This is a genomic window from Deinococcus aerophilus, assembly GCF_014647075.1.
Taxonomy (GTDB): Bacteria; Deinococcota; Deinococci; order Deinococcales; family Deinococcaceae; genus Deinococcus; species Deinococcus aerophilus.
Window position 1 is genome coordinate 1 of the sequence record NZ_BMOM01000007.1, and the last position, 13,795, is coordinate 13,795.

Genomic DNA, 13,795 nt, shown 5'->3' on the forward strand with positions numbered 1-13,795 from the left:
CTCCGGATCTTCAGTAAAAACGCAGAATTCCTCGGCCAGCACGGATATTCACTGCGCTATGCAAGGTGCAACTCCTGAGCTGGACACTGATTTGACTTCATCCTGCCCAGAGGTTAGGGTGACTCTATCTGCATTGAGCCGTATTGATGATTTTCACCCTGTACCAGATCAGAAAATCTGATCGGGGCAGCCCTTTCTTTTGGAGGACCCATGAACAAGACATTCCTGAATCTGCTTTCCCTCGCTCTGCTGTCCGGGGGCGTCGCCAGCGCACAGACGACCATCAAGATCGCCAGCCTCTCGCCGCTCTCGGGCAGCCAGAGCTTTACCGGTACGCTGCTCAAGAACGGCGCGCAGCTGGCCGTCGAGGAACAGAAGGCCGCCTTCAAGAAGCTGGGCTTTGACCTGCAGTTCGTGGGGTATGACGATCAGGCCGACCCAGCGACCGGCACCGCCGCCGCCCGCAAGATCGCCTCGGACCGCCAGATTCTGGGCGTGGTGGGCACCATGAACAGCGGCGTGGCGATTCCGGCCAGTCAGGCGCTCAAGGCCAGCCACGTCACGATGGTGAGCCCAGCCGTGACTGCCAACGAGGTAACCGACCGGGGCTTGGCGAACATGAACCGCATCGTGGCCCGCAACGACGCCCAGGGCCCGGCCGGGGCCAAGTTCATGATGGACAAGCTGGGAGCCAAATCGGTCTACATCCTGAATGACAAGACCTCCTACGGTGAGGGCCTGGCCGCCGAGGTCGAACAGACCCTCAAGGCCGGCGGCGCCAAGGTCATCGTCAACGAGGGCACCGAGGAAAAGAGCGACTTTTCCAGCATCATCGCCAAGATCAAGCTGCAAAAGCCCGACGCGGTGTACTTCGGCGGCATCTACACGCAGATCGGGATCTTCATCCGGCAGCTGCGTGACGCGGGCATCGACATCCCCGTGGTCGGCGGCGACGGTCTGGACAGCACCGAACTCGCCACGATCGCGGCGAAGGGTGCCAACAACATCTACTACACGACGATTGTGGCGCCGCTGGAGTCCCTGCCCGCCGCCAAGACCTTCACGGCCAACTACCGCAAGGCCTTCAAGACCGTGCCGGCCGGATACGCGGCCTTTGCCTACGACTCGGCCAACGTGATCGCCCAGGGTATTCTGGACGCCGCCAAGGCCAACGGCGGCAAGCTGCCCACCCGCACCCAGGTGGAGACCGCCATCCGCAAGGGCAGCTTCAAGGGCCTGCTGTCGGGCGACGTGACCTTCAACAGCGTCGGCGACCGCAACTCGGTCACGCTGTACATCATGAAGGTCCAGGCGGGCAAGCAGAGTCTGGCGGCGCAGTCGACGGTCAAGCCTCCCCGACCGTAACGGAAGCGGACAGGGGCGAGGGCGGGGATCGGGTCTTCCCCGCCCCGCCCCTTTGGTGGTCCCCCAGCCGTTAGACGCTCAGGGTCTTGGCACAGCGGTACAGGTCGCGGTTGACGTCCTTGCGTTTTTCCCAGGTCTCGTGCAGCGGCGTCTGGATGATGTTTCCGCCCTGCCGGCCGACCATCACGCCGCTCACGCCGTCCATCAGGGCGTACACGGCCGCCTCGCCCAGACGGCTGGCGAGGATGCGGTCACTGGACACCGGAGTGCCGCCGCGCTGGATGTGGCCCAGAATGCTGACCCGGGTCTCCAGACCGGTGCCCGCCTGAATGGCGTCGGCCACGCCCTGTGCGCCGCCCGGAAAGCCCTCGGCGACGATCACGATGCTGCCCAGCTTGCCCTTGGCAACGCTGTCCTTGACCACCTGAACCACGTCCCCGATGGGCCGGGCATCCTCGGGAATGAAGACCTCCTCTGCGCCGCCCGCCACGGCCACATCCAGGGCGATGTGGCCGGCATGACGGCCCATCACTTCAATCACGAAGATGCGCTCGTGGCTGGCCCCGGTGTCGCGCAGCTTGTCGACGGCGTCCAGCGCGGTCTCCACAGCCGTGAAGTACCCGATGGTGTGGTCGGTGCCGTACAGGTCGTTGTCGATGGTCCCCGGCACCCCGATCACCCGGATGCCGTGCTCCTGCTCCAGCAGATGCGCGCCGTGAAAGCTACCGTCCCCGCCAATCACGATCAGGCCGCCCACGCCCTGCTCACGCAGGTGCCGCGCGCCGGCGGCGCGGCCTTCCGGGGTCCGCCAGGTGGCGCTGCGGGCGGTCAGCAGGATGGTGCCGCCGCGCTGAATGGTGTTGGCCACGTCGCGCGGGCCGAGCAGCTTCATCTCGCCGCGGTGCAGGCCGGAAAAGCCCCGGCGCACGCCCAGCACCTCCAGTCCCTCGAAGCTGGCGGTGCGGACCACCGCCCGGATGGCGGCGTTCATGCCCGGCGCGTCACCGCCGCTGGTCAGGACGGCCAGACGCTGGATGCCGGAAGAGTTGGGGTGCTTGGCGGGAAGGGATTCAGTCATGTCGGGGTCTCACTTTCGCGGCGTCCGGGGGGGGCGGAGGTCACCCGCGCGCGGGCCAGGGGAAGAAACGGTGCGGTGCAGCTTCAGGAGGAGGGCAGGGGCCGGGGTTCCTCAGGGAGGTCTGCATCAGGGGGCGACGGGGCATCAGACAACGGGGCATCGGGCGACTCGGTGGCCCGCAGGGCCAGAGCATAAGCGTCATTCTTACGCAAACCGGCGGCGACCAGCCGGTCACGTATATCCCTCACCCGGTGGCCCTCGGCGGCCCACGCCTGGGCCAGGGCCGCGTGGTCGGGGGGCGGCGCCGCGTCCGGGGCGGCCTCATGGGCCGGACGGCCCGAGACGACGAGGACGATCTCGCCGCGTGCGCCCGCCGCAAAGCGCCCGGCCAACTCGGTCAGGGTGCCCCGCACCGTTTCCTCGAAGCGCTTGGACAGCTCCCGCGTGACGCTTGCCGGCCGCGCCGGACCGCAGACCGCTGCCAGTTCGCTGAGGGTGGCCGCCAGACGGTGGGGACTCTCGTACACCACGCTGGTCTCCGGGCGGGCGGCGATGGCGGCGAGGCGCTCCTTGCGCTCCTTGCCGCTGCGGGGCAGGAAGCCCTCGAAGGTAAAGCGCGCGTTGCCCAGCCCAGAGAGCACCAGCGCCGGCACGAAGGCGGTCGCGCCGGGCAGCACCTCCACGGGCACCCCGGCTTCCAGGGCTGCCGTGACCAGTTCCGCGCCGGGATCGCTGATGCCCGGGGTTCCGGCGTCGGACACGTAGGCCAGCCGGGGATATTTCTCCAGCACGCCCGGCGCCCGGCGCATGGTGTGGGCATCCAGCCTCACCAGCGGCCGGCTGAGGCCCAGGTGCGACAGCAATGCCCCGGTCCGGCGGGTGTCCTCGCAGGCCACGGCGTCTGCTCCGCGCAGCACCTCGATGGCGCGCAGGGTGATGTCTCCCAGGTTGCCGACCGGGGTGGGCACCAGCCAGACCCGCGCCTCCCCCTCTGTGCCGGTTTCTGCCGTGACCGGCCCGGCCTCAGGCATCGCCGGACAGGGAAGGCGGACCCTCCAGGGCGAGCGTCCCGCCCCCCAGAGTGCGCGGCGCACCCGTGTCCCGCGTGTCCACGGTGCCGGTCGCCATTCCGATATTGGGCTTGATGCGCACGCGCACCTTGCGCGGCCGCTTGAGCACATTGGTGATGCGGGCACGCAGCAGTTCGCCCTCGCCCACGGTGACGGTCACGACGGTCCCCTCGGGCAGGCGGGTGCCGACCACCACCACCACCCCATTTTCCACGATGCCCTTGTAGGCCCTCATACTTCTCCCCCCTGGGCCCGGCGTTGCCGCCGCTGCGCCCTGGACAATGCCTCACGAAGTGCCACGATCTCCGATTCCCGCGCGCCGCCCAGCCGGGCATAGCGGTCGATCACCTCCGACGCTTCCCGCCGCCGGTCCAGCCGCAGCAGCAGCGCACCCAGATGCTCTCCCCGGACGAAATACGACCGGGGATTTTCCGGGTCCGCCAGAATCTGCGCGCGCGCGGCTTCCAGACGGCTGAGGTCCACGCGGTGACGGCCCACCTGCCAGCGCACCAGATAGGTGGCCAGCGCGAAAATGGACAGGGCGCCGAGGACCGAGAACGAGATCGTCTCCGAGACGCCCAGTCCTGCGCCCAGCCTCACGGTCAACGGAAAGCAGAAGGCCAGCACCACGAGGACGGCCAGCGTCGCCGCGTAGTTCATGCGCCGCTCCGGTGAACAGGAGCACAGCGCCCGCACCGGGCCTCCCGAACGTCGGGAGCCTGGAGGATTCCTACCCCAGACGCCGGATCGCCTCGCCCGGAGTTCATCCTCCCGGCCCAGCGGCGCTCTTGGAGTCGCTCATGCCTCATGCCGCACAGTTTAGCGGCAAGCACGCCTGCGAAGCGGGATGGGCCTCACTTCACGGCCGGGAGCTGCGGTACCCTGCGGGCTGTGCGCCTGCACCTGATCACCGTCGGAACGCCCAAACTCGCCTACGCCCGCATGGGCTGGGACGAGTACACCACCCGTCTGAAGCGTTACCACAAGGTGCAGCTCAGCCATGTGGCCGGCAAGACGCCCGAGGCCGAGAGCGCGGCGATCCGCAAGGCTGCCGGCAAGGCGCCGCTGATTCTGCTTGACCCGCGCGGCACGCAGTTCACCTCCGAGGGCCTGAGTGCCGATCTCGATGCCCGCGCCCTGGGCGGCACCGGCGAACTGGCCTTCGCGGTGGGCGGCCCGGACGGCCACACCGATGAACTGCGGGCTGCCGCCGCCGCCCTGTGGAGCCTGGGCCGGCTGACCCTGCCGCACGACCTCGCGATGGTGGTGCTCGCCGAGGCGCTGTACCGGGCCTCGACCATCAGCGCGGGAGAGCCGTACCACCGGGGGTAGCCGGGATGGCAGCGGCAGCCGGAAGGGGTTGTTATGGCGACACAGCCGTCCGGTACACAGCTCTTCAGAGGCGGCGCCTAGGCCCGTCCGCTAGAGTCTGGCCGTGACCTCCGACGTTCCGCCTGCTTCCGAAGCCGAGTGGTTCCAGACCCCCACCCTGACCGGACGTTTCATCACGCTGGAGGGACTGAGTCCAGCGCACGCCGCCGACCTGAACGCGGGCGCCGATGAGGAGACCGTGCGCTTCCTGTCGCGCGGAGGGCCGACCGAGGCGACGCAGGCGGCCTGGGCCGAGTACATCACCCGCCTCAACGCCCTGCCCCGGCGGATCAATTTTGCGGTGCGGCTGCTCCACTCGGGCGTGGTGGTCGGGCGCATCAGCTACAGCGAGATCAGTGTCGCCGACCGCTGGGCAGAAATCGGGACCATGCTGCTGCCCGGCGCACAGGGCACAGCCGTCAATCCCGAGGCCAAACTTCTGCTGATGACCCGCGCCTTCGAGGTGCTGGGAGCCAACCGTGTCCACTTCAAGGTGGACGCCCGCAACGCCCGCAGCGTCCGCGCCATGCACAAGCTGGGGGCCGTACAGGAAGGCGTTCTGCGCCAATATCAGGTCCGGCCGGACGGCTTTGCCCGCGACAGCGTGGTGTTCAGCGTGCTGCGCGGCGAGTGGCCCGCCGTGAAGGCCGGGCTGCAGGCGCGTCTGGGGGCGCGGGACTCATGAGCCCCGGCTTAATATTTGCCAGAAACGCTTTGTTAGCTTGAGGGTCACGATGCCCACAATGCGCTGTCTGTCCCTTACCGTGCTGGCCCTGACCACCCTGGGCACGCCCGCCGCCGCGCTGATCGTGCCCATGAAAGGCTGGGTGCCGGTCAATGGAGACGCCAACCTGTGGACCGACGCGGGCGGGGGCTGCCTGCTGCGTGAGGAACGCTCGGGGCAGGCCTTTCCGGTGCTCGCCTCGCAGGATGAGGCGCTGACCTTCGCAGGTAAGCTGCGGGCGCAGCTCAGCAAGAACGTATCGGGGGTGGTCACCCAGCCGGTGGACCGCGCGGGCTTCTGGGCGGTGCTCGCCGCCTACGATTACCGCGAAGGCGGGGCCACCTACAAGGTGGCGCAGCTGTACCTCAGCGACGCAGGTATCCTGAGGACCGTCACCGGCAGCAGCGCCGAGGGCCACAAGAATGAGTGCGTGAACGCCATGCGAGAATTTATCCGTTATCTGGCGAACTGAGGTCTGGCGGACCGGACCGGGCCGACGCACCGGGGGCCGCCCGCCCGGTCCGCAAAGGCCCGCGACACGGGCGTGCTACCCTTCGCGTTTGAGATGAGCAAAGACTTCCCCGCCCGGCCAAGTGTCCGCCGCCCGACCGTGGAGGCGCGGCGTTGACCGTCCTCGCCGCGCTGCTGTCCTGGTTTCTGGTCGGCCTGTTTATCCGCCTGAGCAAGGCGCGGGGCTGGGGCCAGCCGGTCCGCAAGGACGGCCCGCAGACCCATCTGGTCAAGGAGGGCACCCCCACGGCGGGCGGTGTGGCCTTTGTGCTCGCGCTGGCACTGGTCTTCTTTCCGCTGTACTTCACCGGAAACGCCGGGGGACCGCGCGAACTGCTGATCATGCTGACCGCGCTGGGCATGGGCCTGATCGGCGGGGCCGACGATTTCCTGAAGGTCCGCTCGCGCATGCAGGGCCGCGGCAAGAAGGAACTGCTCGCCCGTGAGAAGTTTCCGCTGCAGCTGCTGGTGGGCCTGCTGTTCGGCTGGTTTGCCGCGCCGCTCGCCTCGCATGAACTGGTCCCCGGTTTCGGGCAGATCGGCGACACGCTGCTGCTCGCGCTGGTGATGGTGGGCAGCGTGAACGCCTTTAACTTCACCGACGGCCTCGACGGCCTGCTGGGCGGCGTGGCGATCATCGTGCTGCTGCCGCTGCTGGCCCTGTCGCCGGTTTCGGCGCTGCTCGTGGCCGTGCTGCTGGGGTTCCTGTGGTTCAATGCCCACCCGGCCCGCGTGTTCATGGGCGACATGGGCAGCCACGCCATCGGAGCCATCGCGGCGGGCGCGTACGTGCTGTACGCCGACGTGTGGCTGCTGCCGCTGGCCGCCATCATTCCGGTGGCCGCCGTCCTGAGCGTGGTGATCCAGGTCGCCTCCTTCCGCCTGCGCGGCAAGCGGATTTTCCGCATGAGCCCCATCCAGCACCACTTCGAGCTGAGCGGCTGGCCCGAAACCCACGTCACGCTGCGCTTCTGGGTGGTCACGGCGGTGGCGACGGCGGCAGTGTGGTGGATTCTGGGAGGCCGGCCGTAGTGCGGCGCGCGCAGAGCGACCGCGACACAGGCCGCGCCGCCCGGACCCTCCGCCTGTTTCCATGATTCCGGATCTCGCCGCCCTGCTGGCCCGCCGCGCCCATCTTCCCGGCCAGGGCACCACCTTTTACCGGGGGGTTCACACCACCGAGAGCGGGGGACAGTTTGCGCTGGACCTCGCCGGCGACGCGGGGGTGCTGAGCCTGTACACCGACCTGACCGTGCAGGACGAGGTGGCCCTGGCCGCCGCCTGCGGCACGGCAGCGGGGCTGGCGGCGGTGTACCTCAAGCGCCGGCCTCCCGAGGCCCGGCACGCGGCCAACGTGGCGCGCGAGTGGCTCTCTCCGCCGGAGCCGGTGTGGGGGGAGGCGCGCGGCGAGATCACGGCGCTGGAAAGCGCCGTACCCTTCCTGATCCGCCCCGGCGCGGACCTCAGCATCGGCCTGTTCGCGGACGCCCGCCCGGCTCGGGGTTGGGTGCGGGCCCACGCTCCGGCGCGGGTCCTCAACACCTTTGCCTACAGCTGCGGCTTCGGGCTCAGCGCGGCGCTGGGCGGCGCAGACACGGTCAAGAACGTGGACCTGTCACGCAAGGTGCTCGCCTGGGGACAGGAAAACTACGCCCTCAGCGGTCTGGATGCCCCGGACGCCGATTTTCTGTACGGCGACGTGTTCGGATGGCTGCGCCGCTTGCACCGGCGCGGCGACGTGTTCGATCTGGTGATTCTGGACCCCCCCTCCTTTGCCCGCAGCAAGGCCGGTGTCTGGCGGGCCGAGCACGACTATGCCCGCCTCGCGGCGCTGGCCGCAGAGGTCACCGCGCCGGGCGGCACACTGCTGACACTGCTCAACCACGCCGGCGTCTCCCCCACCACCTTTGACCGCATGGTGGAGGCCGGACTGGCCGAAGCCGGACGGCGCGGCCGCGCGGCGCGGCGGCTGGGCGTGGGCGAGGATTATCCGGGGGCCGCCCACCTGAAAGTGGTGGCCTGGGAGCTGAGCGGGTAGACCCTGAATCAGGTGTCTTCCGGCAGGGACAGCGGCAGGAGTTCCCCACCCGCAAAATTGCACACCCAGTCTCCGAGTTCGGTTTCTCCGGTCATCGCCTCGTACACGGTGAACCGGATGCGCTCGCCGTCCTCGACGCGCCGCAGGACTTCCGGGGTGACGCAGCCGCTGACCGTGACCTCGCCCAGGGTGATGCTGAAGAATTCGGTGGCGTCCGCTGGTCTGGACATGACTCAGGATAGAACACGGTGCCTGCACACGCTGTGGACCACCGGCCGCCGGCTGGCCCGGCCCCACTTGTGCGCCGCCTCACTTCGTTTTCTAAAGCGGCAGGTATGCTGGAGGCATGACGCAGACTGCCCAGACCGAGACACAGGCCGAAAAACAGGTGCTTGTTCCCCTGACCACCCCCGAGGAAGTGGACCAGTTCCTCACGGAATACCCGCTGGCCGCCGTGTTCAAGGCCGGCACCTGCCACAAGACCATGCAGGGCTTCGGGGTCCTCGAAACGTTCTTGCAAAACCATGAGCTGCCGGTGGGGTTCATCCGGGTGGTGGACTGGCGGCCGGCCAGCAACCATGTGGCGCAGCGCACCGGCATCATTCACCACAGCCCGCAGCTGATGCTGTTCAAGGACGGTCAGGTGCAGTTCGAGGTGAACAACTGGGACATCACCCCCGAGGCGCTGTCCCCGGTGTTCGAGGCGCAGGTGCCCCGGCGCAGCGGCGCAGCGACCGTGCAGACCGACGACAACATCGAGCCGTACCGCCGCCTGATGCGCGACTTCCTGGACGGCAAGCTCAGCGACTGGGCCTTTCAGGACCAGTACGTGACGTTGTTCCGCGATGACGCCAGCCTGCGCTCGCAGCGCGAATTCGAGCTGCTCTCGCGCCTGTTTGGCGATCCCGACGCCTATCACGGTGGCCTGCACCAGCTCGGCGCGCCCCAGGTTCGCGGCGACCTGCAGGGCCGGGTCCAGGCCCTGCTGGATGAACTGGATTAATCCCGTCCTGAGACAGCTCCAGCGCTGAGACCACCCCAGCACTGGGCCCGTCCGGGAGCCCACCACCTCCCATAAACCCGCCCACGCCCTGGCCCGAAAGAGCCGCCGGGGGGTGGGTTTTTCTTGTTCTGTAAGCGGATGGTAAGAGGTCACAGGGTGTTATGTCATCGTTCACCGTTCACGCCGTCTGCGCCTCGGCACGCACGCCACCCTCTTTTCCCCGGACGACACATGACAGATGCCCTCACCCTTCCGCTTCCCACGTCTCCTCCGTCCGCGCCCACCGACCGGGTGGTGTATGCCGCCCTCAGCACCGACCACTACCCCTGGACCGAGGTTCTGGGCGACCTGGCCGTTCGCCAGAAACGCGGCTGGAGTGGGGTGCTCGACGCCGTGCAGGGTCCGCGCTGGGCGCGGTTCGTGTGGCTGGAGGGCCGGTTGCTGGGCGGATTCACGGTGGGTGGACAGGCGCTGGACTGGGCGGTCACGCTCGCGGGCCTGCCGCGCGCCCGCGTCACGCTCAGCGAGGCCGCGCCCATGATCTGCGAGCTGCTGTGGGCCTGCCGCGCCGTTTCGCCGCGCCCGCTGCCCACCGCGTGGCCTCAGGCGAGGGACGGGCTGGAACGCGCTCTGTTCTCGGGACTGCTGGTGTCCGGCGCGGCGTGCAGCTTCTGGAACGCCGGGCGGATCGCGGGAGGCGACCTTCCGGCCTCCGGCGCCGGCGGGCAGACCTATGCGCTGGGCCTGGAAGGGGACCGTGAGGCCCTGGTCGGGTTCTGGCAGGACCTGTTGCGGACCATTCACCACAGCGCCCCGCTGGACGACGCGTGGCGGCAGGTTACCACCCGCCTGAGCGAGGATCACCCGTGTCTGGACCCCTTTGCGCGGGAGATCACCCTGCAGCGCGGTCAGCTGACCGTTGATCCGGGCCTGCCGGTCGAGGAATGGCGCCCGGCGCTGTACCTGGCCCTGCGCGAGACCCTGGTGCGGGTGGGCGTACGCCTGGGCGACCTGCCGCTGGGCGATCTGCCCGCACGGCCCGAATGGCTGGCCGCCGGCCTGGGCCGGATGGGGCGGGCATGAGCCCCCTGCGGTGGCCCGAAGGCCTGTCCGATACAACGGCCCTGCCCTTTCACGTATGGCGGATCATGGACCTGATCAACGGCGAGCGCAGCGCCGAGGCGGTCGCGCGGCTGGGCAACCTGAGCGTGACCGAGCTGCAGCGCCACATGGAAGAGGCCCAGCGCTGGATCAGCCGGGCCAGACAGCACGAGCAGCCGGTGACGCCGGAACTGATCCGCACGGTAACGCAGTGCCTGACCCTGGTCGTCGGTCCGATGGCGGCGCTGATGGTCGATGAAGCGCTGGATGAACCGGGCCGGCAGGCCAGCGTGAGCGCCCTGCTCTCGGAACTGGCCGGTCAACTCAGCCCCGAGCAGTTGCAGGCCTTTGCGCGCCAGCTGCGCGAGCGGGGTCTGGCATGACCCGTCTGCGCTGGCAGGGGCCACCTCCGGCACCGGGCACCACAGGCCGGACCGCGTCCCAGCACACCGTGACGCGCAGCATCAAGGGAGAATAACCAGCATGAAATACACCATCGTGATCCGGCAGCCGGTGGACGCCGCACGGCAACCCGAACTGGAACAGCAGCTGATTGACCGCTTTGGTCTGAATGCCGAGCAGGCACGGAAGCTGGCGGCCCGGCGTGCGGGGCGGTTGATGAAGCCCACCTCCCGCGCCCGCGCGGAACTGCTGCTCAGCGTGTTCCAGTCGGTGGACGCAGAGGTCGCGCTGGAAACGGTCCACGAGGACACCCAGCAGCTGTCCGAGCCGTTTCAGGGAGTCGCCCCCCTCCCCACCGCCCGGCGCGTCGCCGATCCCCACGACGACACCCTGCTTGCGCCCCTGCTGCCGGCAACCGCCTGGCCCTCTCCCATGGCTCCTGTGTCCAGCGCGCCCGAACCCTCCGGGATCACCAGCGCCGGAGCCTCCTCGGGTGGACGGACGGCCACCCTGGACGCCCCGCCCGAAACCCGGGCCACCGCTCAGGCTTTCGGCGGCCTGACAGCTGCCCCGGACCTGTCGGTGTTTGGGGACTCCGCCGGCACTTCCTTCCCGTTCAGCAGTGACCTGCCGCCCCCGACCACCAACCCGTTCGAACCGGGCAGCCCCTCGTCTGTGGGGTCGTCTGCGGCCGCCCTGGAAGACAGCGCGTCCTCACTGCCGTCCGCCGACGTGTGGTCGGACTTTACCGGTGGCCTCGGCATGCCGGAAACCGAGACCCCGGAAACGCCGGGGACCTCGGCCGCGCCCATCGCGCCGATGCTGGTGCCCGGCGTGGGTGTGGGCGAGCTGGGCAAGGGCGCGGGGCTGCGGCGCAACAGCCTGGCCCGGCAGCTCACGCTGGGCGCCCTGGTTCCGCTGGTCCTTGCCAGCGCCGTGACGCTGGGAGTACTCGCGCTGACCCTGCCCACGATGCAGCGTCAGGTCGTGCAGGCCAACGCCCGCACAGTGGCCGCTGCCGTCGGGGCCAACCTGACCACCGGCAGCCAGAGCCTGACCTACGCGCAGCTCGACAGCATCATCGCCGGCTCGGACGTGGGATTCGTACGGGTCGAGGTGCCGGGCGGCGCAAGCTATCTGCGCTCCAGAAACCCCGAGCTCAACGGACAGTTCAACACCCAGCTCACCGACTGGACCCGCACCCACCCCAACAGTGGCACCCTGAAGCTGGACGGCACCGAGTACGTGGTCAGCCGGGTCACGTTCCGCGAAGACAAGCTCGGACGGGCGGTCGCCGCACCGGTCAATGCCGGAGACGACCAGTATGTCCGGCGCATCACGGTGGGGCTGCCCAACGCCCAGGCGGCCACCAACCTGCGCAATACCCTGCTGCTGGTGCTGCTGGCCTCGCTGCTGGGCCTGGGTCTGGCCGGAGTGTTTGCCGCCCGCGCTGCCCGGCAGGTCACCGAGCCCATCCAGCGGCTGGTGCGCGCCGCCGACGCCATCAGCATGGGCGACCTGTCGCGCCCGGTGCAGGCCGCCCGCAACGACGAGATCGGGGACCTTGCCCAGGCCCTGGAACGCATGCGTCTGAGCCTGGAAGCGGCGATGGAGCGCCTGCGCCGCCGCCGCCGGAATTAAGCGCCACGGTTGCTCGTCCAGGCCCGCAAGAGGTCGCGTTCTCCCCCATCCCCACAAGGCCCGCCGAGCATGAACCCGGCGGGCCTTGTGGGGATGATGTCCAGGGACGCGCTCAGTCGGGTTTCATGCTGTGCTTGAGATCGCGGATCTGATCGTGGCTGGCCTTGACCTGTGCGTACTGGGTTTCCACGAAGGCGCGCAGGTCGGCGGGCAGCTCCTTGTCGTCCAGCACATCCTGATAGTTCTGAATGGCCGTGTCCTCACCGCGCTCGGCCTCGGCGACCACCGCGTAATCGTCTCGGCCCGTCACCGCGTCACGCACGTTCAGCCAGGTACGGTGCAGGGCCGCGCCCACGCTGCCGCCCTCGCGGGGCTTGTCTCCCAGGCTGGCAATTTTGGCCTCGACCTCACCGGCCAGCTGGGCACGCTGGGCGCTGCGTTCGCTGAACAGACTCTTGAGCTTGGGGTCGTCGGCATGTTCGGCGGCCTCGGAAAACCCCTTCTCGCCGTCGCGCAGGGTGCCCAGCAGATACTGCAGTTTGTCGGTGGCCTGTTCGTTGTTCATCATGGGTCGCTCCTTCGGTGAACGCCCACTGAAACGGGCGTTTCTCGTGCCCACAGGCTAGGGAGTGCAGGTCGACAAACCATTGCGCTGGCATAAGACGCCATTCACACAGCCTTGAACTGGTCTTGAGGCTTGGAGACGCCCGGCCCCCGACTGACTTTCTTGCAGTTGCGCTGAAGGTTCTGACCTAGCCTCTGGCCCATGTCCTCCACCCCCACCGCCAGTCACCCCTGGATTCTGCGCATGGCCTGGCACGACCTGTGCTTCATGCACTGGCCCGTGGACCCCGACACCCTGGCACGCACCCTGCCCCCCGGTGTGGTCCTCGACACCTACCGTGGCCAGGCGTGGCTGGGCGCGGTGCCGTTTCGCATGGCAGACGTGGCCCCGCGCGGGGTGCCGGGCGTGCCGGGGCTGAGCGCCTTTCCCGAGCTGAACCTGCGCACCTACGTAACGGCCGGGGGCGAAGCGGGGGTGTGGTTCTACAGCCTGGACGCCGCGCAGCCCCTGGCCGTGCGCCTGGCGCGGCAGTTCTTTCATCTTCCGTACTTTGACGCCCGGATGTGGGTGTCGCGCGAGAACGGCGTCACCCGTTACGCCAGCCTGCGCACCCACCGTCAGGCTCCGCCCGGCCGGTTTGCCGCCGCGTACCGGCCCGTCGGCGACCCCATCAGCGCGCCGCCCGGCAGCCTGGAAGACTGGCTGACCAACCGGCTGAACCTGTACAGCGCCGATCCGCGCGGGCGGGTGTACCGGGGCCGCATCGAGCATGATGTGTGGCCGCTGCGCCGGGCCGAGGCGGTCATCCGCCACAACACGCTGGCCGCGCCGCTGGGACTGGACCTGGGCGGAGAACCCCACCTGCTGCACGCCGGGGAACTGCGCGTGCGGGCAAGGGGGCTGGAGCGGGTGCGGTAGGGCGGGCCC

The 13,795-nt window shown here is 69.0% G+C and carries 18 protein-coding genes; 12 read left to right on the top strand and 6 right to left on the bottom strand.

Annotated features, from left to right (window positions below; all coding sequences use genetic code 11):
• Together IEY21_RS16810 and IEY21_RS06130 are read left to right on the top strand one after the other, a co-directional pair.
• Nucleotides 1-181 (top strand): hypothetical protein (locus tag IEY21_RS16810; protein WP_229752923.1); only part of this gene is annotated, 181 nt, incomplete at its 5' end.
• A 29-nt stretch (nucleotides 182-210) separates the two neighbouring features.
• Nucleotides 211-1,365, top strand: coding sequence for a branched-chain amino acid ABC transporter substrate-binding protein (locus IEY21_RS06130; protein WP_188902444.1), 1,155 nt, complete (start codon nucleotides 211-213; stop codon nucleotides 1,363-1,365).
• Nucleotides 1,366-1,435: 70 nt separating this feature from the next.
• On the opposite strand, the gene pfkA is transcribed toward IEY21_RS06130, so the two are convergent.
• From pfkA to IEY21_RS06150, 4 genes are all read right to left on the bottom strand, one after another.
• Nucleotides 1,436-2,443, bottom strand: coding sequence for a 6-phosphofructokinase (gene pfkA, locus IEY21_RS06135; RefSeq protein ID WP_188902446.1), 1,008 nt, complete (start codon nucleotides 2,441-2,443; stop codon nucleotides 1,436-1,438).
• Nucleotides 2,444-2,526: 83 nt separating this feature from the next.
• Nucleotides 2,527-3,474: a 16S rRNA (cytidine(1402)-2'-O)-methyltransferase gene (gene rsmI, locus IEY21_RS06140; protein ID WP_188902448.1), complete on the bottom strand. Its 948-nt coding sequence runs from the start codon at nucleotides 3,472-3,474 to the stop codon at nucleotides 2,527-2,529.
• Nucleotides 3,467-3,748 carry a hypothetical protein gene (locus tag IEY21_RS06145; RefSeq protein ID WP_188902747.1) on the bottom strand — a complete coding sequence of 94 codons (282 nt, stop codon included), beginning with the start codon at nucleotides 3,746-3,748 and terminating at the stop codon, nucleotides 3,467-3,469. The genes rsmI and IEY21_RS06145 overlap by 8 nt, the downstream gene beginning before the upstream one ends.
• Nucleotides 3,745-4,173: a hypothetical protein gene (locus tag IEY21_RS06150; RefSeq protein WP_188902450.1), complete on the bottom strand. Its 429-nt coding sequence runs from the start codon at nucleotides 4,171-4,173 to the stop codon at nucleotides 3,745-3,747. Before IEY21_RS06150 ends, IEY21_RS06145 begins: the two co-directional genes overlap by 4 nt.
• A 231-nt stretch (nucleotides 4,174-4,404) precedes the next feature.
• Between IEY21_RS06150 and IEY21_RS06155 the strand changes: the two genes are divergently transcribed.
• The 5 genes from IEY21_RS06155 to IEY21_RS06175 all read left to right on the top strand — a co-directional run bounded on the left by IEY21_RS06155 (nucleotide 4,405) and on the right by IEY21_RS06175 (nucleotide 8,156).
• Nucleotides 4,405-4,845: a 23S rRNA (pseudouridine(1915)-N(3))-methyltransferase RlmH gene (locus IEY21_RS06155; protein WP_188902452.1), complete on the top strand. Its 441-nt coding sequence runs from the start codon at nucleotides 4,405-4,407 to the stop codon at nucleotides 4,843-4,845.
• Between the two features lie 103 nt (nucleotides 4,846-4,948).
• Nucleotides 4,949-5,569 carry a GNAT family N-acetyltransferase gene (locus IEY21_RS06160; RefSeq protein WP_229752924.1) on the top strand — a complete coding sequence of 207 codons (621 nt, stop codon included), beginning with the start codon at nucleotides 4,949-4,951 and terminating at the stop codon, nucleotides 5,567-5,569.
• 49 nt (nucleotides 5,570-5,618) lie between these two features.
• On the top strand, nucleotides 5,619-6,080 hold the full coding sequence (locus tag IEY21_RS06165; RefSeq protein ID WP_229752925.1) for a hypothetical protein: 462 nt from the start codon (nucleotides 5,619-5,621) through the stop codon (nucleotides 6,078-6,080).
• A gap of 152 nt (nucleotides 6,081-6,232) precedes the next feature.
• Entirely contained in the window at nucleotides 6,233-7,150 is a 918-nt protein-coding gene (locus IEY21_RS06170) for a phospho-N-acetylmuramoyl-pentapeptide-transferase (protein WP_188902454.1), read from the top strand.
• Nucleotides 7,151-7,211: 61 nt separating this feature from the next.
• Complete coding sequence (locus IEY21_RS06175) at nucleotides 7,212-8,156, top strand: class I SAM-dependent methyltransferase (protein WP_188902456.1); 945 nt, start codon at nucleotides 7,212-7,214, stop codon at nucleotides 8,154-8,156.
• Nucleotides 8,157-8,164: 8 nt separating this feature from the next.
• On the opposite strand, the gene IEY21_RS06180 is transcribed toward IEY21_RS06175, so the two are convergent.
• Nucleotides 8,165-8,386, bottom strand: coding sequence for a hypothetical protein (locus IEY21_RS06180; protein WP_188902457.1), 222 nt, complete (start codon nucleotides 8,384-8,386; stop codon nucleotides 8,165-8,167).
• A gap of 116 nt (nucleotides 8,387-8,502) precedes the next feature.
• Here IEY21_RS06180 and abxC point away from each other — a divergent pair, with 116 nt between their 5' ends.
• From abxC to IEY21_RS06200, 4 genes are all read left to right on the top strand, one after another.
• Nucleotides 8,503-9,159, top strand: a complete 657-nt coding sequence (gene abxC, locus IEY21_RS06185) for a monothiol bacilliredoxin AbxC (RefSeq protein WP_188902460.1) — start codon at nucleotides 8,503-8,505, stop codon at nucleotides 9,157-9,159.
• A gap of 231 nt (nucleotides 9,160-9,390) precedes the next feature.
• Nucleotides 9,391-10,242 (top strand): hypothetical protein, encoded by an 852-nt coding sequence (locus IEY21_RS06190; RefSeq protein ID WP_229752926.1) that lies wholly within the window; start codon nucleotides 9,391-9,393, stop codon nucleotides 10,240-10,242.
• Entirely contained in the window at nucleotides 10,239-10,643 is a 405-nt protein-coding gene (locus IEY21_RS06195) for a DUF8082 domain-containing protein (protein WP_188902462.1), read from the top strand. The genes IEY21_RS06190 and IEY21_RS06195 overlap by 4 nt, the downstream gene beginning before the upstream one ends.
• A gap of 100 nt (nucleotides 10,644-10,743) precedes the next feature.
• Complete coding sequence (locus IEY21_RS06200) at nucleotides 10,744-12,303, top strand: HAMP domain-containing protein (RefSeq protein WP_188902464.1); 1,560 nt, start codon at nucleotides 10,744-10,746, stop codon at nucleotides 12,301-12,303.
• A gap of 112 nt (nucleotides 12,304-12,415) precedes the next feature.
• On the opposite strand, the gene IEY21_RS06205 is transcribed toward IEY21_RS06200, so the two are convergent.
• Entirely contained in the window at nucleotides 12,416-12,871 is a 456-nt protein-coding gene (locus tag IEY21_RS06205) for a PA2169 family four-helix-bundle protein (RefSeq protein WP_188902466.1), read from the bottom strand.
• Between the two features lie 198 nt (nucleotides 12,872-13,069).
• Between IEY21_RS06205 and IEY21_RS06210 the strand changes: the two genes are divergently transcribed.
• The gene (locus IEY21_RS06210; protein ID WP_188902468.1) at nucleotides 13,070-13,786 is read left to right on the top strand and encodes a YqjF family protein; all 717 of its coding nucleotides are present in this window, start codon (nucleotides 13,070-13,072) and stop codon (nucleotides 13,784-13,786) included.
• Nucleotides 13,787-13,795: the final 9 nt, after the last annotated feature.

Coding starts and splice junctions, on each gene's coding strand:
- IEY21_RS06205 (WP_188902466.1), bottom strand. CDS start 12,871: ATGATGAACAACGAACAGGCCACCGACAAACTGCAGTATCTGCTGGGC.
- IEY21_RS06150 (WP_188902450.1), bottom strand. CDS start 4,173: ATGAACTACGCGGCGACGCTGGCCGTCCTCGTGGTGCTGGCCTTCTGC.
- IEY21_RS06195 (WP_188902462.1), top strand. CDS start 10,239: ATGAGCCCCCTGCGGTGGCCCGAAGGCCTGTCCGATACAACGGCCCTG.
- IEY21_RS06180 (WP_188902457.1), bottom strand. CDS start 8,386: ATGTCCAGACCAGCGGACGCCACCGAATTCTTCAGCATCACCCTGGGC.
- IEY21_RS06145 (WP_188902747.1), bottom strand. CDS start 3,748: ATGAGGGCCTACAAGGGCATCGTGGAAAATGGGGTGGTGGTGGTGGTC.
- IEY21_RS06210 (WP_188902468.1), top strand. CDS start 13,070: ATGTCCTCCACCCCCACCGCCAGTCACCCCTGGATTCTGCGCATGGCC.
- IEY21_RS06190 (WP_229752926.1), top strand. CDS start 9,391: ATGACAGATGCCCTCACCCTTCCGCTTCCCACGTCTCCTCCGTCCGCG.
- IEY21_RS06165 (WP_229752925.1), top strand. CDS start 5,619: ATGCCCACAATGCGCTGTCTGTCCCTTACCGTGCTGGCCCTGACCACC.
- IEY21_RS06200 (WP_188902464.1), top strand. CDS start 10,744: ATGAAATACACCATCGTGATCCGGCAGCCGGTGGACGCCGCACGGCAA.
- abxC (WP_188902460.1), top strand. CDS start 8,503: ATGACGCAGACTGCCCAGACCGAGACACAGGCCGAAAAACAGGTGCTT.
- IEY21_RS06175 (WP_188902456.1), top strand. CDS start 7,212: ATGATTCCGGATCTCGCCGCCCTGCTGGCCCGCCGCGCCCATCTTCCC.
- pfkA (WP_188902446.1), bottom strand. CDS start 2,443: ATGACTGAATCCCTTCCCGCCAAGCACCCCAACTCTTCCGGCATCCAG.
- IEY21_RS06130 (WP_188902444.1), top strand. CDS start 211: ATGAACAAGACATTCCTGAATCTGCTTTCCCTCGCTCTGCTGTCCGGG.
- rsmI (WP_188902448.1), bottom strand. CDS start 3,474: ATGCCTGAGGCCGGGCCGGTCACGGCAGAAACCGGCACAGAGGGGGAG.